This window comes from Streptomyces sp. NPDC094034 (genome assembly GCF_040303865.1).
Taxonomy (GTDB): Bacteria; Actinomycetota; Actinomycetes; order Streptomycetales; family Streptomycetaceae; genus Streptomyces.
Genome location: NZ_JBEOUD010000001.1, coordinates 498,447 through 520,187, shown reverse-complemented (window position 1 = coordinate 520,187; position 21,741 = coordinate 498,447). Strand labels below are relative to the sequence as shown.

At 71.5% G+C, this 21,741-nt stretch carries 18 protein-coding genes; 8 read left to right on the top strand and 10 right to left on the bottom strand.

Features of this window, described 5'->3' with window-relative positions; all coding sequences use genetic code 11:
• Window positions 1-26: 26 nt before the first annotated feature.
• A complete protein-coding gene (gene glmS / locus ABTZ59_RS02230; RefSeq protein ID WP_351388512.1) occupies window positions 27-1,856 on the bottom strand; it encodes a glutamine--fructose-6-phosphate transaminase (isomerizing) in 1,830 nt (609 codons plus the stop codon).
• A 38-nt stretch (window positions 1,857-1,894) separates the two neighbouring features.
• Between glmS and ABTZ59_RS02225 the strand changes: the two genes are divergently transcribed.
• Window positions 1,895-2,023, top strand: coding sequence for a hypothetical protein (locus tag ABTZ59_RS02225; RefSeq protein ID WP_351388508.1), 129 nt, complete (start codon window positions 1,895-1,897; stop codon window positions 2,021-2,023).
• Here the strand turns inward: ABTZ59_RS02225 and ABTZ59_RS02220 are convergent.
• Both ABTZ59_RS02220 and ABTZ59_RS02215 read right to left on the bottom strand, forming a co-directional pair.
• Complete coding sequence (locus ABTZ59_RS02220) at window positions 2,014-2,289, bottom strand: hypothetical protein (RefSeq protein ID WP_249949545.1); 276 nt, start codon at window positions 2,287-2,289, stop codon at window positions 2,014-2,016. The two genes, ABTZ59_RS02225 and ABTZ59_RS02220, sit on opposite strands and share 10 nt — an antisense overlap.
• 147 nt (window positions 2,290-2,436) lie before the next feature.
• On the bottom strand, window positions 2,437-3,351 hold the full coding sequence (locus ABTZ59_RS02215; protein WP_351388504.1) for a DUF4429 domain-containing protein: 915 nt from the start codon (window positions 3,349-3,351) through the stop codon (window positions 2,437-2,439).
• A 130-nt stretch (window positions 3,352-3,481) separates the two neighbouring features.
• On the opposite strand from ABTZ59_RS02215, the gene ABTZ59_RS02210 reads away from it, so the two are divergent.
• A complete protein-coding gene (locus tag ABTZ59_RS02210; protein WP_351388501.1) occupies window positions 3,482-5,164 on the top strand; it encodes a beta-N-acetylhexosaminidase in 1,683 nt (560 codons plus the stop codon).
• Window positions 5,165-5,267: 103 nt separating this feature from the next.
• Here ABTZ59_RS02210 and ABTZ59_RS02205 read toward each other — a convergent pair whose 3' ends face one another.
• From ABTZ59_RS02205 to ABTZ59_RS02190, 4 genes are read right to left on the bottom strand one after another with little or no spacing between them, the layout of a single operon-like run.
• Window positions 5,268-6,443: an acyl-CoA dehydrogenase family protein gene (locus ABTZ59_RS02205; RefSeq protein ID WP_351388498.1), complete on the bottom strand. Its 1,176-nt coding sequence runs from the start codon at window positions 6,441-6,443 to the stop codon at window positions 5,268-5,270.
• 6 nt (window positions 6,444-6,449) lie between these two features.
• Complete coding sequence (locus ABTZ59_RS02200) at window positions 6,450-7,397, bottom strand: hydroxymethylglutaryl-CoA lyase (RefSeq protein WP_351388493.1); 948 nt, start codon at window positions 7,395-7,397, stop codon at window positions 6,450-6,452.
• A complete protein-coding gene (locus ABTZ59_RS02195) occupies window positions 7,394-9,367 on the bottom strand; it encodes an ATP-binding protein (RefSeq protein WP_351388488.1) in 1,974 nt (657 codons plus the stop codon). The genes ABTZ59_RS02200 and ABTZ59_RS02195 overlap by 4 nt, the downstream gene beginning before the upstream one ends.
• A gap of 8 nt (window positions 9,368-9,375) precedes the next feature.
• Complete coding sequence (locus ABTZ59_RS02190) at window positions 9,376-11,007, bottom strand: carboxyl transferase domain-containing protein (RefSeq protein ID WP_351388482.1); 1,632 nt, start codon at window positions 11,005-11,007, stop codon at window positions 9,376-9,378.
• A gap of 114 nt (window positions 11,008-11,121) precedes the next feature.
• On the opposite strand from ABTZ59_RS02190, the gene ABTZ59_RS02185 reads away from it, so the two are divergent.
• Together ABTZ59_RS02185 and ABTZ59_RS02180 are read left to right on the top strand one after the other, a co-directional pair.
• Window positions 11,122-11,781, top strand: a complete 660-nt coding sequence (locus tag ABTZ59_RS02185) for an SACE_7040 family transcriptional regulator (RefSeq protein WP_351388477.1) — start codon at window positions 11,122-11,124, stop codon at window positions 11,779-11,781.
• Between the two features lie 121 nt (window positions 11,782-11,902).
• Window positions 11,903-12,682, top strand: coding sequence for a phosphatase (locus tag ABTZ59_RS02180; RefSeq protein WP_351388471.1), 780 nt, complete (start codon window positions 11,903-11,905; stop codon window positions 12,680-12,682).
• A gap of 39 nt (window positions 12,683-12,721) precedes the next feature.
• Here ABTZ59_RS02180 and ABTZ59_RS02175 read toward each other — a convergent pair whose 3' ends face one another.
• From ABTZ59_RS02175 to ABTZ59_RS02165, 3 genes are all read right to left on the bottom strand, one after another.
• A complete protein-coding gene (locus tag ABTZ59_RS02175) occupies window positions 12,722-13,879 on the bottom strand; it encodes an acyl-CoA dehydrogenase family protein (protein WP_351388468.1) in 1,158 nt (385 codons plus the stop codon).
• Window positions 13,880-14,011: 132 nt separating this feature from the next.
• Window positions 14,012-14,530 (bottom strand): DUF1203 domain-containing protein, encoded by a 519-nt coding sequence (locus ABTZ59_RS02170; RefSeq protein WP_351388463.1) that lies wholly within the window; start codon window positions 14,528-14,530, stop codon window positions 14,012-14,014.
• A 112-nt stretch (window positions 14,531-14,642) separates the two neighbouring features.
• Window positions 14,643-16,094: a PucR family transcriptional regulator ligand-binding domain-containing protein gene (locus ABTZ59_RS02165; protein ID WP_503001785.1), complete on the bottom strand. Its 1,452-nt coding sequence runs from the start codon at window positions 16,092-16,094 to the stop codon at window positions 14,643-14,645.
• Window positions 16,095-16,207: 113 nt separating this feature from the next.
• On the opposite strand from ABTZ59_RS02165, the gene ABTZ59_RS02160 reads away from it, so the two are divergent.
• The 4 genes from ABTZ59_RS02160 to ABTZ59_RS02145 all read left to right on the top strand — a co-directional run bounded on the left by ABTZ59_RS02160 (window position 16,208) and on the right by ABTZ59_RS02145 (window position 21,638).
• Window positions 16,208-17,692 (top strand): sodium:solute symporter family protein, encoded by a 1,485-nt coding sequence (locus ABTZ59_RS02160; protein WP_351388456.1) that lies wholly within the window; start codon window positions 16,208-16,210, stop codon window positions 17,690-17,692.
• A gap of 143 nt (window positions 17,693-17,835) precedes the next feature.
• A complete protein-coding gene (speB, locus tag ABTZ59_RS02155) occupies window positions 17,836-18,846 on the top strand; it encodes an agmatinase (protein ID WP_351388454.1) in 1,011 nt (336 codons plus the stop codon).
• On the top strand, window positions 18,843-20,522 hold the full coding sequence (locus ABTZ59_RS02150; protein WP_351388451.1) for a thiamine pyrophosphate-binding protein: 1,680 nt from the start codon (window positions 18,843-18,845) through the stop codon (window positions 20,520-20,522). Before speB ends, ABTZ59_RS02150 begins: the two co-directional genes overlap by 4 nt.
• A gap of 252 nt (window positions 20,523-20,774) precedes the next feature.
• Window positions 20,775-21,638, top strand: a complete 864-nt coding sequence (locus ABTZ59_RS02145) for a serine hydrolase (RefSeq protein WP_351388447.1) — start codon at window positions 20,775-20,777, stop codon at window positions 21,636-21,638.
• Window positions 21,639-21,741: the final 103 nt, after the last annotated feature.

Below are 21,741 nucleotides of genomic sequence, written 5' to 3'. Positions count from 1 at the left end.
CGGGGGCAGGGGGCGGGGGCGAGCCGCTACTCGACCGTCACGGACTTCGCGAGGTTACGGGGCTTGTCGATGTCCCGGCCCAGCGCCAGCGCCGTGTGGTACGCGAGCAGTTGGAGCGGGATGCCCAGCAGGATCGGGTCCAGCTCCGTCTCGTTCTTCGGTACGACGATGGTGTGGTCGGCCTTCTCCTGCGGCTGGTGCGCCACCGCCAGGATCGGGCCGCTGCGGGCCTTGATCTCCTCCAGCGCCGCCCGGTTCTTCTCCAGCAGATCGTCGTCGGGGACGATCGCGACCGTCGGCAGCGCCGGCTCGATCAGGGCGAGCGGGCCGTGCTTCAGCTCCGAGGCCGGATACGCCTCGGCATGGATGTAGGAGATCTCCTTCAGCTTCAGCGAGGCCTCCAGCGCCACCGGATAGCCCCGCACCCTGCCGATGAACATCATGGAACTGACCTGCGCGTACTGCGCCGCCAGCTTCGCGATGTCATCCTCCGTCGCCAGGATCTCGGCGATCTGGGCGGGCAGCCTGCGCAGCCCGTCGATGATCCGTTTGCCGTCCGCGACGGACAGATCACGGATCCGGCCCAGATGCAGCGCGAGCAGCGCGAACGAGACCACGGTGTTGGTGAAGCACTTCGTGGAGACGACACAGACCTCAGGACCCGCGTGCACATACACCCCGCCATCGGTCTCCCGGGCGATCGCCGAGCCGACGACATTCACCACGCCCAGTACGCGCGCGCCCTTGCGCTTCAGCTCCTGCACCGCCGCCAGCACGTCGTACGTCTCGCCCGACTGGGACACCGCGACATAGAGGGTGTCGGGGTCCACGACCGGATTGCGGTAGCGGAACTCGGAGGCGGGCTCGGCGTCCGCCGGGATCCGGGCCAGCTCCTCGATGAGCTGCGCGCCGATGAGCCCGGCGTGGTACGAGGTGCCACAGCCGAGGATCTTGATCCGGCGTACCCCGCGCGCCTCCCGGGCGTCCAGGTTGAGACCGCCCAGATGCACGGTGGAGAACCGGTCGTCGATCCGGCCGCGCAGCACCCGGTCCACGGAGTCGACCTGCTCCGAGATCTCCTTGTGCATATACGTGTCATGGCCACCCATGTCGTACGACTCGGCCTCCCACTCCACGGTGGTCGGCGTCGCCGAGGTACGCGAACCCTCGGTGGTGTACGTACGGAAGTCGTCGGCCTTGAGGGTGGCCATCTCGCCGTCGTCCAGCGTGACGACCTGGCGGGTGTGGGAGACCAGCGCGGCCACGTCGGACGCGACGAACATCTCCTTCTCGCCGATGCCCAGGACGACCGGCGAGCCATTGCGGGCGACGACGATACGGTCCGCGAAATCGGCGTGCAGGACGGCGATGCCGTAGGTGCCCTCGATCAGCTGAAGCGCCTGGCGGACCTTCTCCTCCAGGGTCGAGGCCTGGGAGCGCGCGATGAGATGGGTCACCACCTCGGTGTCGGTCTCCGACTGGAACACCACACCGTCGGCCTCCAGCTTGACCCGCAGCTCCGAGGCGTTGTCGATGATGCCGTTGTGGACGAGGGCGACCTTGCCCTCCGGATCCATGTGGGGGTGCGCGTTCTCGTCGCTCGGGGCGCCATGGGTGGCCCAGCGGGTGTGGGCGATCCCGGTGGTACCGGCGAAGCGCTTGGGTACGCGGGTCTCCAGCTCGCGCACCCGGCCCTTGGCCTTGACCATCTTCAGCGCGGCCGGCTTGCCCGCGGCCGGCTTGCCGGTGATGACCAGGCCGGCCGAGTCGTACCCCCGGTACTCCAGCCGCTGCAAGCCCTCCAGCAGCAGCGGTGCCACATCACGCTTTCCGATGTATCCGACGATTCCGCACATACGGTCTCTGCTCCTCCTGGATCACGCTGTTCTGGATCATGCTGTTGTGGGTCACGCTGTTGTGGATCGCGGTGCTCCGCGCGGTCGGCCGTATCGGCCGTATCGGCCGTATCGGCCGTATCGGCCGTATCGGCCGCATCAAGCCGTGTCGGCCGTGTCAGCCGTAGACGATGCGGCGCAGTTGGCGCAGCGAGAGCGCCGGGGGCGCCACCGCGCGGTGCGGCAGTTCCGCCGCGATCCGCTCGAAGATCTCCGCGTTCGTGGACCCGCCGGACTGCATCTCCCGGTGGCGGCGGCGGACGAACTCCTCGGTCGTCTCGTCGAAGTACGCCAGCACGTCGAGCACCACCCGGGCGGCCTCACCGCGCTGGAGCGCGGTGCTGCGGACCAGATGGTCGATGAGGTCGTCGTGTGACGAGCGGCGTTCGAGCACGTGTTGATATTGAACGCGACGAAGGAGGTTTGCAAGAATCCTGCCCGGAATCGGGCAGGATGCTCTGGAAACGGGGGCCGAAAGAGGGATGGGCGGGGGAAGGAGCGGGGATCCGGGGATCGGATCCGGGACATGGACGACCGAGGATCAGAGCCGCTTGAGGATGGCCCGCTTCGCCGTGCTGAACTCCTCGGCGGTGAGAATCCCCGACTGGTGCAGCTCGCCCAGCTCCCGCAGCCGCCGCAGCAGGGCGTCATGGTCGTCGCCGCTCGCCGCCGGGCCCGTGGGGTCCGCGGGGTTCGCCGCGGCCTTGGTGAGGCTCGGACGCGGAGCAGGGGTGTCGGCGGGCTCGGCGGCCGTGGCGCGCGGATGGGGCAGCCGGGCCACCACCGCCGCGCCGACCAGTGCCATCAGCGGGTCCTTCCTGAACCCGTACAGATCCACCGCGTGCGGGTCGTACTTCGGCGGGGTGGACACGGGCGCCCTGCTGGTGAGGAAGCGCAGATAGCCGTTCTCCAGACCGGCGCTCGGCAGCCACTCCACCGCCGCCACCTCGCTCAGCGCGAGGGTGCGGGGACCACCGGAGGACTTCGACTCCTCCGTCTTCCAGTTCCACTCCAGCCGGATCCGCTCCCCGTCGAAGGTGACGCTCGCGTCGCCCGCGCTCGCGGTGACCGGCAGGGCGGGCCCCGGCAGTAGATAGCGGTCGACGGGTCCTGACTCCACCTGGTCGAGCAGCAGGGCGTTCCGTACCTCGTCGACGACGTACTCGGCGACCCCCGCGCGGTCCTTGTCGACGGTCAGCAGATACGGGTCCGAGCTGTCGCCCAGCCGGCTTCCGGTGATCTGGAGCAGCGGGTCCGCGCCCTCCCGCAGTCGCAGCCGCAGCCGCCCGGACCTGCGCCCCGCCTCGAAGGAGACCCCCGCCAACGCGCCCAGCGGCACGGCGATCTCACCGAGGGCCTTGCGGAGCGGGCTCACGCCCTTGTCCGTGCCGGGCACGATACGGACCGTGTCCCCGTCGAAGGTCCATGTGCCGGACTTCTGGATGATTTCCGCCATGCGGGGATTCTTCCATCAGGTGCGCGGAGATTGGTCTACACCTTGACCGACGGTGGGACGTGCGGGTCCCATGGACAGGCCCCAGGCACCGCAGGTGAGTACCCCATCGCCCCGTCGAAGGGACAATCTTGTGAGACAGCACAGCACGTTACCCCGTCTGTTCGGTTCGCTGCTGCTCGTCGTGGCGGCCGGTATCGCCGGCATCGGAGCCGCTCCCGGCGGCGCGTCGGGCGGCGCACCAGGCCCCGCCCATGAGCCCGCCGCGCGCCCGCTCGATCAGATCGTGCCCGCTCCCGCCCAGGTCAGGGCGGGCGGGGCGGCGTACACCCTCACCGCGCGCAGCCGGATCCAGGTCGAGGGCCGGTCGCACGAGGACGCCCGCGAGGCCCGCCGGATCGGCTCGTATCTGGCCGGGCTGCTGCGGCCCTCGACCGGTTACGCGCTGCCCGTCACCGGCCGCCGAGGCGAGGACGGCATCCGGCTACGGCTCGTCGGCTCCGACGGCGACCGCGATCCAGGCCGCGCCCCAGGCAGGGACCGGGGGCTGGGTGAGGAGGGGTACCGCCTGGAGTCCGGCCGCGGCGGAGTCACCATCACCGCCCAGGAGCCCGCCGGGCTCTTCCACGGCGTCCAGACCCTGCGCCAGCTGCTGCCCGCCGCCGTGGAGAAGCGGACCGCCCAGCGCGGCCCCTGGACGGTCGCGGGCGGCACCGTCACCGACACCCCGCGCTACGCCTACCGCGGCGCGATGCTCGATGTCTCACGACACTTCCTGACGATCGATCAGGTCAAGCTCTACATCGACCAGTTGGCGCTCTACAAGATCAACAAACTGCATCTGCATCTCTCCGACGACCAGGGCTGGCGGATCGCCATCGACTCCTGGCCGCGGCTGGCCACCTACGGCGGCTCCACCCAGGTCGGCGGCGGACCGGGCGGCTACTACACCAAGGCCCAGTACCGGGAGCTGGTGAACCACGCGACCTCCCGTCATCTGGAGGTGATCCCGGAGATCGACATGCCGGGCCACACCAACGCCGCGCTCGCCTCGTACGCCGAGCTGAACTGCGACGGCGTCGCGCCCCCGCTCTACACCGGTACGGCGGTCGGCTTCAGCTCGCTGTGCGCGCCCAAGGAGGTGACCTACGACTTCGTGGACGATGTGATCCGGGAGGTGGCCGCCCTCACGCCGGGGAAGTATCTCCATATCGGCGGCGACGAGGCCCACTCCACCAGCCACGCCGACTATGTGACCTTCATGGAGCGGACACAGGCCGTCGTCCGGAAGTACGGCAAGACCGTCGTCGGCTGGCATCAGCTGACCGGCGCCACCCCGGCGCCGGGGGCCGTCGCCCAGTACTGGGGGTACGACGCCACGAGCGCCGCCGAGCGCGCGCAGGTCGCGGCGGCGGCCAAGAAGGGCACCCGGCTGATCCTCTCCCCGGCGGACCGGGCGTACCTGGACATGAAGTACGACAGGACCACCGTGCTGGGCCAGTCCTGGGCCGGCTATACGGAGGTGGACCGCTCCTACGACTGGAACCCGGCCACCTATCTCGCCGGCGCGGGCGTGCCCGAGGACGCGGTGCTCGGGGTCGAGGCGCCGCTCTGGACCGAGACCCTCGCGACGAGCGACCAGCTGGAGTCCATGGCCTTCCCGCGGCTGCCCGGCATCGCCGAACTGGGCTGGTCTCCGGCCGCCACGCACGACTGGGACACGTACAAGGTCCGGCTCGCGGCGCAGGGGCCGCGCATGGCGGCGCTCGGGATCGACTACTACCGCTCACCGCTGGTGAACTGGCCGGCGGGCTGACAGAGCCGGAGAAGAGGCGGGCGCCGGGGGCTCCACCACTCTCCGGCGCCCGCTCGTACGAGGGCCGCCACGCCGCGCGCCGTGCGGGCGGACCGGCCGGGCCTCAGCCCGTCGGGCTCAGCTCCGCCAGCCCCAATTCCCGTGCGATCAGCATCCGCTGGACCTCGCTCGTCCCCTCACCGATCTCCAGGATCTTGGAGTCCCGCCACATCCTGGCGACCGGATACTCGTTCATGAAGCCGTATCCGCCGTGGATCTGGGTGGCCTCACGGGCGTTGTCGACGGCGACCGTCGAGGAGTAGAGCTTCGCCAGCGCCGCCTCCTTCTTGAAGGGCTCGCCGTGCGTCAGCCGGGAGGCCGCGTCCCGCCAGCCGATCCGCGCCATGTGCGCGCGCATCTCCATGTCGGCGATCTTGAACTGAATGGCCTGGTTGGCGCCGATCGGCCGGCCGAACGCGTGCCGCTGGCGCGCGTATGCCACCGACTCGTCCACACACCCCTGGGCGAGCCCGGTCGCCAGCGCGGAGATCGCGATCCTGCCCTCGTCGAGGATGCGCAGGAACTGCGCGTAGCCCCGGCCCTCCTCGCCGAGCAGATTGGCCAGCGGGACGCGGACGTCCGCGAAGGACAGCTCACGGGTGTCCGAGGCGTTCCAGCCGACCTTGGAGTACGGGGCCGCGACCGTGAAGCCGGGGGTGCCCGACGGGACGATGATCGAGGAGATCTCCGGACGGCCGTCCTCCTTGCGGCCGGTGACGGCGGTGACCGTGACCAGGCCGGTGATGTCCGTACCGGAGTTGGTGATGAAGCACTTGCTGCCATTGATCACCCACGAGTCGCCGTCGCGCACGGCGGTGGTGCGCGTGCCGCCCGCGTCCGTGCCGCAGTCCGGCTCCGTCAGACCGAACGCGCCGAGCAGCTCGCCCGAGCAGAGACGGGGCAGCCACTCGCGCTTCTGCTCCTCCGTACCGAAGAGGTGGAGGGGCATCGCGCCCAGCGAGACCCCGGCCTCCAGGGTGATCGCCACCGAGGAGTCGACGCGGGCCAGCTCCTCCAGGGCGATGCCGAGCGCCAGATAGTCGCCGCCCATGCCGCCGTACTCCTCCGGGAACGGCAGCCCGAACAGCCCCATCCGGCCCATCTCACGGATGATCTCGTAGGGGAACTCATGCCGCTCGTAGAAGTCGCCGATCTTGGGCGCGACGACGTCGTGGGCGAACGCCTCGACGGTGCGGCGCAGTTCTTCGTGCTCGGCGGAGAGCCGGTGGTCCAGCGACATCGATGGTCACTCCTTGTGGGAGAGGGCGCGTACGGTACGGGAAGGGCTGGGGCGGCCCAGCCGTTCGGCCAGCCAGTCGCTGGTGGCGACGAGCCGGCCGAGATCGACGCCGGTTTCGATACCGAGGCCGTCGAGCATCCACACGAGGTCTTCGGTGGCGAGATTTCCGGTCGCGCTCTTCGCGTACGGGCAGCCGCCGAGGCCGCCCGCGGAGGCGTCGACGGTGGTCACTCCGTGCTGGAGCGCGGCGAGGGTGTTGGCGAGCGCCTGGCCATAGGTGTCGTGGAAGTGCACCGCGATCGCGTCGGTCGGCACCCCCTCCTCGTTCAGCTCGGCGAGCAGCGTCTGCACATGGCCGGGGGTGGCGACGCCGATGGTGTCCCCGAGGCTCAGCTCGTCGCACCCCATGTCCCGCAGGGCCTTGGCGACCCGGACGACCTGGTGGATCGGGACGGGGCCTTCCCAGGGGTCGCCGAAGCACATCGAGAGATAGCCGCGGACCCACATCCGGTCGTCCTTGGCCCGGGCGACGACCGGCTCGAACATGGCGAGCGACTCGTCGACCGTCCGGTTGAGATTGGCCTTGGCGAAGGACTCCGTGACGCTGCCGAACACGGCGATACGGCGGGCGCCCAGCGCCTTCGCGCGGTCCAGCCCGCGGCCGTTGGGCACGAGCACGGGAAGCTCGATGTCGGGGGCGCCGCCGAGGTCGGCGAGCATCGGGAACAGCTGCTCCGCGTCGGCCAGTTGGGGCACCCACTCGGGGCGGACGAAGCTGGTCGCCTCGATGGTGGTCAGCCCCGCGTGGGCGAGCCGGTGGATGAACTCCGCCTTGACCTCGGTCGGTACGACGGCCTTCTCGTTCTGGAGCCCGTCACGCGCGCCCACCTCATGGATGCGTACCCGGGGCGGCACGCCCTGCGCGGGCACCTCCATGGGCAGTCCTTCGGTCATGACTCCTCCTCGGCGGGGCCGGCCGGCGCGACGACGGCCAGCACCTGATCCATGGCGACGGTGGAGCCGGGGGTGACGTCCAACTCGGTGACCGTGCCGTCGTGCGGGGCGGAGATGACGTGCTCCATCTTCATCGCCTCGACGACCAGCAGACTCTGACCTGCCGTCACCTCGTCGCCCACGGCCACTTTGACGACGGTGACCGTCCCGGGCATCGGCGCGGTCAGCGCGTCCAGGCCGCCCGCCCCCGCCGCCCCGCGCAGGGCGGCCTCCACCGGGTCGAAGTCCTCCACGTGCCAGCTGTCCCCGTCCCTGCCGAGCCAGTCGCCCGCGCGGTGGAAGGTGTGGGTCACCCCGTCCACGGTCACCGTGACCCGGCCGGGCTCCACCCGGGACCGGTCCGCGGGCGGCGCCTCGCACGTCACCGGTTCGAGCCCCGGCACCCGCAGCGGATGGCTGACCGGGTGGGGTACGCCGCCCAGCCGCCAGCCGTCCGGTACGGAGAAGGGGTCCACCCATCGCGCCGTCGCGGGCGGCAGCAGCCCCGCCTGACGGACCGCCGCCGCGGCCGCGTACACCTCGGGCGGGATCGTCTGCGCCAGCAGCCCCGCCGCCTCGCGCTCGACCAGGCCCGTGTCCAGCTCGCCCGCGACCACCGAGGGATGGGCCAGCAGCTGGCGCAGGAATCCGGCGTTCGTCGGGACCCCGAGCGTGACCGTCTCCGCGAGCGCCGCGCGGAGCTTGCGCAGGGCCGTGGCCCGGTCGGGGCCGTACGCGATGACCTTGGAGAGCATCGGATCGTACGCGCTGCCGACCTCCGCGCCCTCGGATAGGCCCGAGTCGGTCCGTACGCCGTCGCCCTCCGGCTCGCGCAGGGCGAGCACCGTACCGCCGGAGGGCAGGAAGCCGCGGGCGGGATCCTCGGCGCAGACGCGCGCCTCCACCGCGTGGCCGTCGAACGCGATGTCGTCCTGGCCGAAGGGCAGTTCCTCACCGGAGGCGATCCGCAGCTGCCACTCCACCAGATCCAGGCCGCGCCGCCCGCCGACCGACACCGCCAGCTCGGTCACCGGGTGCTCGACCTGGAGACGGGTGTTCATCTCCATGAAGAAGTACGACGACGGATCCCCGCCGGGGACGATGAACTCGACCGTCCCCGCGCCCGCGTAGCCGCACGAGCGCGCCGCCCGGACCGCGGCCTCGCCCATCGCCGCGCGTGTCGCCTCGTCCAGCAGGACGGACGGCGCCTCCTCGATGACCTTCTGGTGGCGGCGCTGGAGCGAGCACTCGCGCTCGCCCAGATGCACCACATTCCCGTGGGTGTCCGCCAGGACCTGGATCTCGATATGGCGCGGGCGGTCCACCCACCGCTCCACCAGGAGCGTGTCGTCCCCGAAGGAGGAGCGCGCCTCGCGCCGGGCCGCCGCGATCTCCTCGGCGAGCGCCGCCTCGGACCGCACCAGCCGCATGCCCTTGCCGCCGCCGCCCGCCGAGGGCTTCAGCAGCACCGGCATCCCGATCCCGCGCGCCGCCTCGGCCAGTTGGTCATCGCTCAGCCCGCCGCCCGAGGAGCCGGGCACCACCGGGACCCCGGCGGCCCGTACGGTCTCCTTGGCGCGGATCTTGTCGCCCATCAGCGCGATGGCGGGGGCGGGCGGGCCGACGAAGACCAGCCCCGCGTCCGCGCAGGCGCGCGCGAAGCCCGCGTTCTCGGCGAGGAAGCCATAGCCGGGGTGGACCGCGCCGGCGCCGGTACGGGCCGCCGCCTGAAGCAGCCGGTCGACGCGGAGATAGCTCTCGGTCGCGGCGGCGGGCCCGATCCGTACGGCGGTGTCCGCCTCCCGTACATGCCGGGCGTCCGCGTCCGCGTCGCTGAACACCGCGACCGAGCGCACGCCCAGGGCCCGCAGGGTACGGATGACGCGGACCGCGATCTCGCCGCGGTTGGCGATCAGAACCGTGTCGAACATTCCCACCCTCACATCCGGAAGACGCCGAAGCCCTGCGCCGCGCTGTCCCTTGGGGGCAGCGGGGCGTTGGCACACGCGGTCAGAGCCAGACCCACCACCTGGCGGGTCTCCAGCGGGTCGATCACACCGTCGTCCCAGAGACGCGCGGTCGCGTAGTAGGCGTTGCCCTGGGTCTCGTACTGTGCGCGGACCGGGTCCTTGAAGGACTCCTCGTCCTCGGCGGGCCACTCCTCGCCGCGCCCCTCGATCTGGTCGCGCTTGACGGTCGCCAGCACGGAGGCGGCCTGCTCGCCGCCCATCACCGAGATCTTGGCGTTGGGCCACATCCACAGGAAGCGGGGGGAGTAGGCCCGGCCGCACATCGAGTAGTTGCCCGCCCCGTACGAACCGCCGACCACGACCGTCAGCTTCGGCACCCGCGCGCAGGCGACGGCCGTCACCATCTTCGCGCCGTGCTTGGCGATCCCGCCCGCCTCGTAGTCCCGGCCGACCATGAAGCCCGAGATGTTCTGGAGGAAGAGCAGCGGGATGCCGCGCTGGTCGCACAGCTCGATGAAATGCGCGCCCTTCTGGGCCGACTCGGAGAACAGGATGCCGTTGTTGGCGACGATGCCGACCGGATGGCCGTGGATCCGCGCGAAGCCGGTGACCAGCGTCGTCCCGAACTCGGACTTGAACTCGGCGAACCGGGAGCCGTCGACCAGCCGCGCGATCACCTCGCGGACGTCGTAGGGCGTACGGGAATCCACCGGCACCGCGCCGTACAGCCCGGCGGGGTCGGCCTTGGGCTCCTCCACCGGCTCGACGGACCAGGGGAGCTCCCCGCGCGCGGGGAGCGTCGAGACGATCGTGCGGACGATGCGCAGCGCGTGCGCGTCGTCCTCGGCGAGATGGTCGGTGACCCCCGAGACGCGGGAGTGCACCTCACCGCCGCCCAGCTCCTCGGCCGTGACGACCTCGCCGGTCGCCGCCTTCACCAGCGGCGGTCCGCCCAGGAAGATCGTGCCCTGACCGCGGACGATCACGGCCTCGTCGCTCATCGCCGGGACATACGCGCCGCCCGCCGTGCAGGAGCCGAGCACCGCGGCGATCTGCGGGATACCGGCGCCGGACATCCGGGCCTGGTTGTAGAAGATCCGGCCGAAGTGGTCGCGGTCGGGGAAGACCTCGTCCTGCATCGGCAGGAAGGCGCCGCCGGAGTCCACCAGATACAGGCAGGGGAGACGGTTCTCCAGCGCCACTTCCTGGGCGCGGAGGTGTTTCTTCACCGTCATCGGGTAATACGTGCCCCCCTTGACCGTGGCGTCATTGGCGACGATCACCACCTCGCGCCCGCTGACCCGGCCGATCCCGGCGATCACCCCGGCGGCCGGGGCGGCTCCGCCGTACATTCCCTCGGCCGCGAGCGGCGCCAGCTCCAGAAAGGGCGAGCCGGGGTCGAGGAGGGTGTCGACGCGGTCGCGCGGGAGCAGCTTCCCGCGCGCGGTGTGCCGGGCGCGCGCCTTCTCGCCGCCTCCGAGACGTGCCGCGACGAGCCGGGAGCGCAGCCCGTCGGCCAGCTCCTGATGGGCCGCCTCATTGGCCTGCCATGCCTCGGACGCCGGATCGGCGGCGCTCGCCAGCACTGGTGCCTGCCGCATCGCTCGTAGCCCCTTCGCTGGGTTCACTGGTGGCCGGGTTCGGTGAGTTAGTGAGCGTTAACGTGTTGTCTTCAGGTTAACGACCGCTAACGGCCCTGTCTAGAATGATTTCCCATGAGCACCAGGACCGCGGCCCCGACCCGCCGCGAACAGATCCTCAGCGAGGCCGCGCGCCTCTTCGCCGAGCGGGGGTTCCACGGCGTCGGTGTCGACGAGATAGGGGCGGCCGTCGGCATCAGCGGGCCGGGTCTGTACCGCCATTTCGCGGGCAAGGACGCGATGCTCGCCGAGCTGCTGGTCGGCATCAGCGGACGGCTGCTGGACGGCGGGAAACTGCGGGTACGGGGCGCGGGCACGGCCGGCGACCCGGCCGCCGTGCTGGCCTCGCTGATCGACGGGCACATCGACTTCGCGCTCGACGACCGCCCGCTGATCACCCTCCACGACCGGGAGCTGGACCGGCTCAGGGACAGCGACCGCAAGCTGGTGCGCCAGCTCCAGCGGCAGTACGTGGAGCTGTGGGTCACGGTCGTACGGGAGCTGCACCCGAGCGTCCCGGAATCCCAGGCGCGGGGCGCGGTCCACGCGGTCTTCGGCCTGCTGAACTCGACGCCGCACCTCGGCTCACCGGGCGGCGGCCTCCCGGGCCGCGCGGCGACGGAGTCCCTGCTGCGCCGCCTGGCGCACGGCGCGTTCGCGGCGCTCGGCGAGACGGCCGAGGCGGGGGAGACGAGCGGTACGGGGCGAGCCGGGGGCGCCGCCGGTCGCGGGTGAGGGCGGGCGTACCACGCCAACGGGGTGGCAGCGGTGTCCGGGCTGGTCGAAGACCGGCCGAAGACCGTCCGGGAACCGGGACACCCGGCGCGGCGCGCGGACCGGACGGCACAATGGGCTCATGCCGATACCGAGCCGCGCCGCCCTTGTCGACCATCTCGTCCGAACGCGTATCGCCGGGGATGTCGCCACACCCCGTGACAACAACCTCTCCCATTACCGCAAGCTGGCCAACGGCGACCGCCACTACTGGCTGGGCCTGGAGCTGGGGGACCGCTGGACCGACGAGCAGGACGTGCTCGCCGTGATGGCCGAGCGGTGCGGGGTCAGCGACGACCCGGAGCACCGGGCCGGCCAGGACACCATCGATCCCGAGCTGACCGTGGACGGCCTGGAGCGGCTGGCCGCCCGGCTGCGCAAGGCCGCCGCGGGCAAGCAGCGCGTGCTGTTCGCGACCGGCCACCCGGGCGGGCTGCTGGACGTGCACCGGCAGACCGCGGACGCCCTGCGGGCCGCGGGCTGCGAGATCATCCGGATCCCGGGCGGGCTCACCGCCGACGAGGGCATGGTCTTCCAGTTCGCCGATGTCGCGATGCTGGAGCGCGGCGCGACCCTCTGGCACACGCACTCGCCGGAGCCGATGCGGGCGATTCTGGACGGTCTGGAGCGCGAGGGCAGACCGCAGCCCGATCTGGTGGTCGCGGACCACGGCTGGGCGGGGTGCGCGGGCCAGCGCGGACTGGACTCGGTCGGATACGCGGACTGCAACGACCCGGCGCTCTTCATCGCCGAGGCGGAGGGCACGGTGGAGGTGACCGTTCCGCTGGACGACCATGTCACGGACCCGCGCTTCTACGACCCGATGACCGCCTACCTGCTGAACGAGGCGGGCCTGCTCTGACCGTACGGCCGCGCCGGCCCGCCCCCTTGCCGCGGCGTGTTACAGCCCCATCGACTTGGCGATGATCATCTTCATGACCTCGCTGGTGCCGCCGTAGATCCGATTGACGCGGTTGTCCGCGTAGAGCCGGGCGATCGGGTACTCGTTCATATAGCCGTAGCCGCCGTGCAGCTGGAGGCATGTGTCGATGACGCGGTGCGCGACCTCGGTGGTGAAGAGCTTCGCCGACGCGGCCTCGGCGGCGGACAGCTCGCCCCGGTCATGGGCCTCCAGCGCGCGGTCGACGACCGCCTCCGCCGCGTCCACCTCGGCCTTGCACGCGGCCAGTTCGAACTTCGTGTTCTGGAACGACGCGACGCTCTTGCCGAAGACCGTCCGCTCCTGGACATACGCCTGCGCGAACCGCACCGCGGCGGCTGCCTGCGCGTACGCGCCGACGGCGATGCCCAGCCGCTCCCGCGGCAGATTCTGACCGAGGTAGGCGAAGCCCTCGTTCTCCTCGCCGAGCAGATCCCCGACCGGGACCTTGACGTCGGTGAAGGACAGCTCGGCGGTGTCGGAGATCCGCAGGCCGAGCTTGTCGAGCTTGCGGCCGACCGCGTATCCCTCGGACTTCGTGTCCACGACGAGCAGGGAGATGCCGTGCCGGCGCTCCTCGGCGGTCGGGGCGGCGGTACGGGCGCAGACGATGACCCGGTCGGCGTGCACCCCGCCGGTGATGAAGGTCTTCGAGCCGTTCAGGACGTAGTGCGTGCCGTCCTCGGAGAGCTTGGCGGTGGTCTTCATACCGGCCAGGTCGGAGCCGGTGCCCGGCTCGGTCATGGCGATGGCGTACATCGCCCGGCCGCTGGCGAAGTCCGGCAGCCAGCGCTTCTTCTGCTCGTCGGTGGCGTACGCCATCAAGTAGGGCAGACAGAGCGCGACATGGACCCCGGAGCCGCCGAAGGAGACTCCCGCGCGTGCGCACTCCTCGGAGATGACCGCCTGGAACTTGAACGACTCCTCGCCCGCGCCGCCGTACTCCTCGGGGACCTCTATCCCGAAGACGCCCAGCTCGCCGAGTTGGTGGTAGAACTCGCGCGGCGCCTGGCCCGCCGCGTACCACTCGTCGTGGACGGGGACGACCTCGGCCTCGATGAAGGCGCGGATGGTCTCCCGGAACGCCTCGTGGTCCTCGTTGTACACGGTGCGGCGCACGAGGTGCCTCCTCTGTCGGCTGTCGGTTTCCGCGGGCTCGGCTAGGACCTAAGCGCTTGCTCATCCAAGTTACCCGGCGGTTCGTCGCGGTGTCCAGGCCCCGAGAAGGCCGGCGCACCCGCCGGCCACCGCCTACGGTCGGCGGACCTCGAACTGGAAGCAGCCGTACTCCAGAGCCCGCACATGCACCAGTGCCACCTCCGGGTCGGCGAACGCTTCCTCGAAAGCCCGGTCGAACCCGGCCTCGGCGTTGTCCGGGATCTCGAAGAGGCGGCCCCCGACGATGTGTCCGTCGTGGTTGTAGCGGCGGATGGTGCGCAGTGCCCCCGGGCGGGCGAAGGGGTACCCCCGGTGGCCGGGTGGCTCTTCGCACCCGTCGGCGTGGATGAACACCGGCCCGGCCTCGTCATAGGCGCCGGGCTGGGCCCAGGTTTGCGACGCCCAGCGGCGCAGCGGCGCGTACGAGACGAGCGCGACCCGGTCGCCCGGCTCGACGGCCCGCAGACAGCAGCGCAGCGGGCTGCCCACGCAATCGAGGGGGACGCCGTCCTCGCGCGCGATGTACGGCCGCGCCGGCCGCCCGGAGTCGTCGATGTCGCGCAGTTCCTTGAGCGCGGAGGGAGGGATGGGCAGGGGTGTGTACGTGGTCATGAGCCCCAGCGTCGGCGTCCGGCCGTCGGCGCGCTGGCGGAATTCGGACGCGACGTTCGGCCCGGGTGTTCAGCGTGCGGCCCGCGTACGGCCGGGGGCCGGTCCGCCCCTGTCACACCCAGCGCAGCGCGAACCACAGCTCCATCCGTACATCGGCGTCGTCCAGATCCACGTCCAGCAGCGCCGCGCAGCGTGCGATCCGCTGGCGGACGGTGTTGCGGTGGATGGTCAGGGCCACCGCCGTACGGTCCCAGCTGCCGTGCAGCGAGAGCCAGGCGCGCAGCGTCTCCGCCAGGGCCGGGGAGCCGGTGAGCGGCGCGAGGCGGGTGCGGGCGTGGGCGGCGGCCTCCTCGGGGGCGAACAGACCGGTCAGGCCCTCCCCTTGGTGGCGTACGAGCGGGGTACGGGTGGCCTCGGCGCGGCGCAGCGCGCGCTCGGCGCGGGCGTCGGCGGCGGCCAGTCCCGACGGTTCCACCGGTTCACTGACGCCCAGGGCCCAGCCGGGCCGCGCGGTGACCTCACGGTCGGTGACGATCCGGGTCGTGGTGCCGTCCGACTCGACCAGCGCGCTGCCCAGCGCCGCCGCCAGCGCGCCCGCCGCGAAGGGCGTGGCGCCGCCGCGCGCGTGCACCACGCTCCATGGCCCGGGCCCGAGCAGCGGCGCGGCCTGTTCGGGCGTGGCCCCGAGCAGCAGCCGTACGAGCGCCGCCGAGCGGCCCGCCTCGGCCGCGCTCTGATGGGGGGCCGTGAGCAGGGACAGAAGGACGACCGCGACGCCGGCGACAGTGTGGTCCCCGGCCGCGCGTGCCTCGGTGACCACGCCCAGGACGAGGCCCTGGCCGCCGCCGAGCGCGTAGGCGGCGAGATGGGCACCGTGGGCGGTGTCGGTGGCGGACGCGGGTCCGCCCCGTACCACCCGGGCCAGCCGGGCGAGAGCCGTACGCGTCCCCGGCGACGGCGCCTGGCCCGTGGTGTACAGCTCCGCGCCGTCCGGCGCGAACAGCACCGCGCGGCCCCTCAGCCGCGTCGCCAGCTGCCGCAGCACCGAGGGCACCGGGTCCTGACGCGCGGCGGCGGCCGCCAGGCCCTGCTGCGCCTGGGTCACCCGGCGCAGCTCGCGGTGGCGTGCCTCCGCCATCAGCCGCCACACCCCGCGTGCGACAGTGGTGAACGGGGTACTCGGCGGTACTTCGAGCAGGGGCAGACCGTGCCGGTCGCATGCCTCGACGAGCGCGGGCGGCACCGTGTCGAACACCGGCGTCACCCCGAAACCGAGCGCCCCCGCGCCCGCCTCGACCACCCGCGCCGCGTACTCGTCCGCGTACGCGTCGCTGAGCTGGACACCGGCGGTCAGCAGCAGTTCCCCGCCGAGCAGATACGGATAGGGATCGGCCATCTCGGAGGTGTGCACCCAGTGCACCACCTGGGAGCCGTCGTCCGGCGGTCCGGCGATCCGGCGCAGCCCGAGATCCCGGTCCGCCAGCAGTGCGGTCAGCGGAATCGGTGGGGTGGGCGGGGGACCGGCGGGGCGCGCGGTGGGGTTCGTCATGGATGTTCCATCCATCTTTCGTACGCGAGATGGATGAAACGTACACTTCAGCGATGCTTTCCGGCCACCTACCGTCATGACCCACAAGAACGCGGGATGAAGAGTCCGAGTCGAGACGGAGAGAGCCCATGGCTGTCGACTACGCGGTGATCGTCGTCTATCTGGCCGGCATGCTGGCCATGGGCTGGTGGGGCATGCGCCGCGCCAAGTCCAAGAGCGAGTTCCTGGTCGCGGGCCGCAGGCTGGGCCCCTGGATGTATTCCGGCACGATGGCCGCGATCGTCCTCGGCGGGGCGTCCACGATCGGCGGGGTCGGCCTCGGCTACAAGCACGGGCTGTCCGGCGCCTGGATGGTCTTCACCATCGGTCTCGGCCTGCTCGCCCTCTCCGTCTTCTTCTCCGCGCGGATCGCCCGGCTGAAGGTCTACACCGTCTCCGAGATGCTCGATCTGCGCTACGGCGGCCGGGCCGGGGTCATCTCGGGCATCGTGATGTGGGCGTACACGCTGATGCTCGCGGTCACCTCGACCATCGCGTACGCCACGATCTTCGACGTCCTCTTCGATCTGAACCGCACCGTCTCGATCGTCCTGGGCGGCGCGATCGTCGTCGCGTACTCGACGCTCGGCGGCATGTGGTCCATCACGCTCACCGACATGGTGCAGTTCGTCGTCAAGACCGTCGGCGTGCTGCTGCTTCTGCTGCCTATCGCGGTGGTCAAGGCGGGCGGGTTCAGTGAGATGAGGGCGCAGTTGCCGGACGAGTACTTCGCGCCGTTCGGCATCGGCGGCGAGACGATCTTCACCTATGTGCTGATCTACACCTTCGGCATGCTGATCGGACAGGACATCTGGCAGCGGGTGTTCACGGCGCGCGGCGACAAGGTGGCGCGCTGGGGCGGCACCGTCGCCGGTACGTACTGTCTGGCGTACGCGCTGGCCGGAGCGGTCATCGGGACCGCCGCCAAGGTGCTCTACCCGAACCTGGGCAGCGCGGACGACGCGTTCGCCACCATCGTCAAGGACGAACTGCCGGTGGGCGTACGGGGGCTGGTGCTGGCCGCCGCCCTCGCGGCCGTGATGTCGACCTCCTCGGGTGCCCTGATCGCCTGCGCCACCGTCGCGAACAACGACATCTGGTCGCGGCTGCGGGGCGTCGGCGGCCGGCGCGGCGGGGCGGACGGCGCCGAGCACGACGAGGTCAGGGGGAACCGGTTGTTCATCCTGATCATGGGGATCGGCGTCATCGTCATCGCGATCGCGCTGAACGATGTCGTCGAGGCGCTCACCGTCGCGTACAACCTGCTCGTCGGCGGACTGCTGGTGCCGATCCTCGGCGGTCTGCTCTGGAAGCGCGGGACGGTGCACGGCGCACTGGCCGGCGTGATTGTCGGCGGCCTGGCCGTCGTGGGGCTGATGGCGGCCTACGGCATCCTCGCCAACGAGCCCGTCTACTACGGGCTGTTGTCCTCGCTGGCCGCCTATCTGATCGTCAGCCTGGCGACCAGGCCGACGGACGAAGCGGTGCTGGCCGCGTGGCGGCGCCGGCTCGCGGGCGAGGCCGATGACGAGACCCCCGAAACCCCGTCGGAACCAGCCGTACCGGTGGGCTGAGGGCGCCGGACACCCATCCGGACCGGCCCCCTTGTCAGTGGGCCGGTCCATTCTTGACAGAGCACCACACAGCGGCACGCGGCGGCGTTGACCTATATACGGCAGCACCGAGCCGCGCGAGCAGAACCCGGAGAGGCCCGACGATGAGCAGCAACGGAAACGAATCCCAGGTCCCCGGCGCCGGGGGCGGCGACGGCGGTCCACGCGGTCCGGTCGACTCGTCCCGGATCCCGAGGTACGCGGGCCCGGCCACCTTCGCCCGGCTGCCCCGCCTCGACGAGGTCGGCACCGCCGATGTCGCCGTCGTCGGTGTCCCCTTCGACACAGGCGTCTCCTACCGTCCAGGTGCCCGCTTCGGCGGGAACGCGATCCGGGAGGCGTCGCGCCTGCTGCGCCCGTACAACCCGGCCCAGGACGCCTCCCCGTTCGCGCTGGCGCAGGTCGCCGACGCCGGGGACATCGCCGCCAATCCGTTCGACATCAACGAGGCCGTCGACACCATCGAGGCCGCCGCCGACGAACTGCTCGGGACCGGCGCACGCCTGATGACCCTCGGCGGCGACCACACCATCGCGCTGCCGCTGCTGCGCTCGGTGGCGAAGCGGCACGGCCCGGTCGCGCTGCTCCACTTCGACGCCCATCTGGACACCTGGGACACCTACTTCGGCGCCGAGTACACCCACGGCACGCCGTTCCGCCGGGCCGTCGAGGAGGGCATCCTCGATACGGAGGCGCTCTCCCACGTCGGTACGCGCGGCCCGCTCTACGGCAAGCGGGATCTGGACGACGACGCCAAGATGGGCTTCGGGATCGTCACATCCGCCGATGTGATGCGCCGGGGCGTCGACGAGATCGCGGACCAGCTGCGGCAGCGCATCGGGGACCGGCCGCTGTACATCTCCATCGACATCGATGTGCTCGACCCGGCGCACGCGCCGGGCACGGGCACTCCCGAGGCGGGCGGGCTGACCTCCCGCGAACTCCTCGAAATAGTGCGGGGACTGGCCTCCTGCCGACTGGTCTCGGCGGATGTCGTCGAGGTCGCGCCCGCGTACGACCACGCGGAGATCACCTCCGTCGCCGCCTCCCACACGGCGTACGAACTGACGACGATCATGTCCCGGCAGATCGCCGCCGGAAGGGCGTCGAAGTGACCCACGACCACGAGCACGACCACGGGCCCCGGCCCCTCACCCCGGAACAGACCGCCGCGGCCCTGGCCCCGCCCGCCGGGCGCAACGGCGGTGACCTGGTCGTCGAGACGCTCCACGGGCTCGGTGCCACCACTGTGTTCGGGCTGCCGGGACAGCACGCGCTGGGCATGTTCGACGCCCTGCGCCGGTCCTCGCTCCAGTACGTCGGCCTCCGCGTCGAGAACAACGCGGGCTTCGCCGCCGACGCGTACGGCAGGGTCACCGGCGAGGTCGCCCCGCTGCTGCTCTCCACCGGCCCCGGCGCCCTGACCTCGCTCGCCGCGCTCCAGGAGGCGGCGGCCGCCTCGGCGCCCGTCCTCGCGATCTCCAGTCAGGTCCCGACGGCCGGGCTCGGCGGCGGCCGGCACGGCTATCTGCATGAACTGCGCGACCAGCAGGCGTCCTTCCGCGACATCGTGAAGTCCGTGCATCCTGTGCGCGCCGCCTCCCAGATCCCGTCCGCGATCGCCGCCGCCTGGCAGTCCGCGCTCACCGCGCCGCACGGCCCGGTCTGGGTCGAGATCCCGCAGGACGTCCTCCTCGCCGGGACGTCCCTGCCGGTCGTCACCGCCATGGACGCCACGCCGCGCGAGCTGCCGCCCCGTCCCGAACTGACCGCCGTGGCCGCGCACGCGCTGTCCAACGCCGCCCGCCCGGCGATCATCGCGGGCGGTGGAGTCGTACGCGCCGACGCCGCAGGCAAGCTCCGCGCGCTCGCCGAGAAGCTGTCCGCGCCGGTCGTCACCACCTTCGGCGGCAAGGGCGCCTTTCCCTGGGAGCATCCGCTCTCGCTCCAGTCCTGGCTGGAGGACCGCCACACCACGGACTTCCTCGAAGACGCGGACGTCCTGCTGGTGGTCGGCTCCGGACTCGGCGAACTCTCCTCGAACTACCACACGTTCCGCCCGCGCGGCCAGGTGATCCAGATCGAGGCGGACCTCGGCAAGCTGGAGTCCAACCACCCCGCCCTCGGTATCCACGCCGACGCCCGCGACGCGCTGGCCGCACTGCTGGACGCGGTGCGCGAGCGCCGGGACCCGACGGGCGCCGAGTCGGTCCGTACGGTCCTGGCGAAGGTACGGGCGAGGATCGCCGCCCAGGACCTCAGCCTGGAGCAGCGGGTGCTGGCCTCCGTCCGCGAGGCCCTGCCCGCCGCGGCCCCCAGCTTCTGGGACATGACGATCCTCGCCTACTGGGCCTGGTCCGCCTGGCCGGGCCCGATGCACTCCGGCCAGGGGGCGGGCGGCCTCGGCTACGCCTTCCCCGCGGCCCTGGGCGCGGCGGCGGCCGACCGTACGAAACCGGTCCTCGCGGTCTCGGGCGACGGTGGCGCGATGTACTCGCTCGCGGAGCTGGCCACCGCCCGGCAGTACGACCTGCCCGTCACGTGGCTGATCGTGGACGACGGCGGCTACGGGATCCTGCGCGAGTACATGACGGACGCCTTCGGCGAGGCGACCGGCACGGAGCTGTCCCGCCCGGACTTCGTGGCGCTGTCCGAGTCCTTCGGTGTCCCGGCGGTCCGTACCACCCCGGAGTCCCTGCGCGAGGACCTGGCCAAGGCCCTCTCGGAACCGGGTCCTTCGGTGGTCGTACTGCCCGCCCTGCTCAGGATGTTCGCCCCGACCCACCTCTGACCGATCGCCCCCGGGTGTGCGGGGCGATGGTGCGGGTGTGGGTCGGGGGGTGGGTCGGGCGTGGCGCGGGTGTGGGTCGGGGGGTGGCGCGGGCGTGGCGGGGATGTGGGGTGGCGACTGTGGCAAGGGCGACAGTTGTGACAATCGCGACATCGATTGGCCGTACAACCATTCACCCGTACGTGTGCATCATGTTCAGCGAGCGCGCCGCGAAGAGCGCGCTCGCTGACGCACCAGGGGTGGGAATCCTTCATGACTCACCAGCGAATACTCCGGCGCGCCCGGGGCCCGCTCGCCGCCGCCCTGGCGGCGGGCGTACTCGCGCCGGTGACCGCGGGAGCGGTGCCCGCCGCGGCGGCGGCTCCGGCCGTCGCCTGCACCTCGGACAGGACCGGGCTCGGGGCTGAGCTGGCCAAGGACATCACCGCGTCGCTCAAGGGCCGGAAGTCCACCACGGCCGTCGCCGTCGACGACCGCACGACCAATACCCGGTGCGGCCTGCGTGCCACGCAGCAGTTCGACTCCGCCAGTGTGGTCAAGGTCACTGTCCTCGCGACCCTGCTCTGGGACGCCCAGAAGACCGAGCGTGAGCTGACCGAGCGTGAGACCGAGCTCGCCACCGCCATGATCACCAAGTCGGACAACGCGTCGACCAGCGCACTGTGGAAACAGCTCGGCCCCACGAAGGTCAAGGGCTTCCTCAAGGCGGCGGGGATGACCCGGACCGTGCCGGGCGCGGGAGGCTCCTGGGGTCTCACGCAGATCACCGCGGAGGACGAGAGGCGGCTGCTGTCCCTGATCACCGCCAAGAACACCGTGCTCAGCACCGACTCGCGCACCTTCATCCTGGACCGGATGCGCGAGGTCGTCCCGTCCCAGCGCTGGGGCGTACCGGCGGGCGCCCCGGCCGGCGCCACCGTCCAGCTCAAGAACGGCTGGCTCCAGCGGTCCACCCACGGCTGGCGCGTACACAGTGTGGGCGCGTTCACGGGCAAGGGCCACGACTACACGATCGCCGTGCTCACCCACGACGACAGGACGATGAACGACGGCATCAACACCGTCCAGGCCGTCGCCAGGGCCGTCCACAAGGACCTCGTCCGGGCCGGCGCCTGAAGGACGCCCGGAGGTCTCAGTACCGAGAGGCCCCGGCAACGAGGTCCGGGCACCGGGGTCCTAGGACTCGCCGCCGAGTGCGTCTGCGCCCATGGAACGGTAT

Coding starts and splice junctions, on each gene's coding strand:
- glmS (WP_351388512.1), bottom strand. CDS start 1,856: ATGTGCGGAATCGTCGGATACATCGGAAAGCGTGATGTGGCACCGCTG.
- ABTZ59_RS02225 (WP_351388508.1), top strand. CDS start 1,895: ATGCTGTTGTGGGTCACGCTGTTGTGGATCGCGGTGCTCCGCGCGGTC.
- ABTZ59_RS02215 (WP_351388504.1), bottom strand. CDS start 3,351: ATGGCGGAAATCATCCAGAAGTCCGGCACATGGACCTTCGACGGGGAC.
- ABTZ59_RS02205 (WP_351388498.1), bottom strand. CDS start 6,443: ATGTCGCTGGACCACCGGCTCTCCGCCGAGCACGAAGAACTGCGCCGC.
- ABTZ59_RS02200 (WP_351388493.1), bottom strand. CDS start 7,397: ATGACCGAAGGACTGCCCATGGAGGTGCCCGCGCAGGGCGTGCCGCCC.
- ABTZ59_RS02195 (WP_351388488.1), bottom strand. CDS start 9,367: ATGTTCGACACGGTTCTGATCGCCAACCGCGGCGAGATCGCGGTCCGC.
- ABTZ59_RS02190 (WP_351388482.1), bottom strand. CDS start 11,007: ATGCGGCAGGCACCAGTGCTGGCGAGCGCCGCCGATCCGGCGTCCGAG.
- ABTZ59_RS02185 (WP_351388477.1), top strand. CDS start 11,122: ATGAGCACCAGGACCGCGGCCCCGACCCGCCGCGAACAGATCCTCAGC.
- ABTZ59_RS02180 (WP_351388471.1), top strand. CDS start 11,903: ATGCCGATACCGAGCCGCGCCGCCCTTGTCGACCATCTCGTCCGAACG.
- ABTZ59_RS02170 (WP_351388463.1), bottom strand. CDS start 14,530: ATGACCACGTACACACCCCTGCCCATCCCTCCCTCCGCGCTCAAGGAA.
- ABTZ59_RS02165 (WP_503001785.1), bottom strand. CDS start 16,094: ATGGATGGAACATCCATGACGAACCCCACCGCGCGCCCCGCCGGTCCC.
- ABTZ59_RS02160 (WP_351388456.1), top strand. CDS start 16,208: ATGGCTGTCGACTACGCGGTGATCGTCGTCTATCTGGCCGGCATGCTG.
- speB (WP_351388454.1), top strand. CDS start 17,836: ATGAGCAGCAACGGAAACGAATCCCAGGTCCCCGGCGCCGGGGGCGGC.
- ABTZ59_RS02145 (WP_351388447.1), top strand. CDS start 20,775: ATGACTCACCAGCGAATACTCCGGCGCGCCCGGGGCCCGCTCGCCGCC.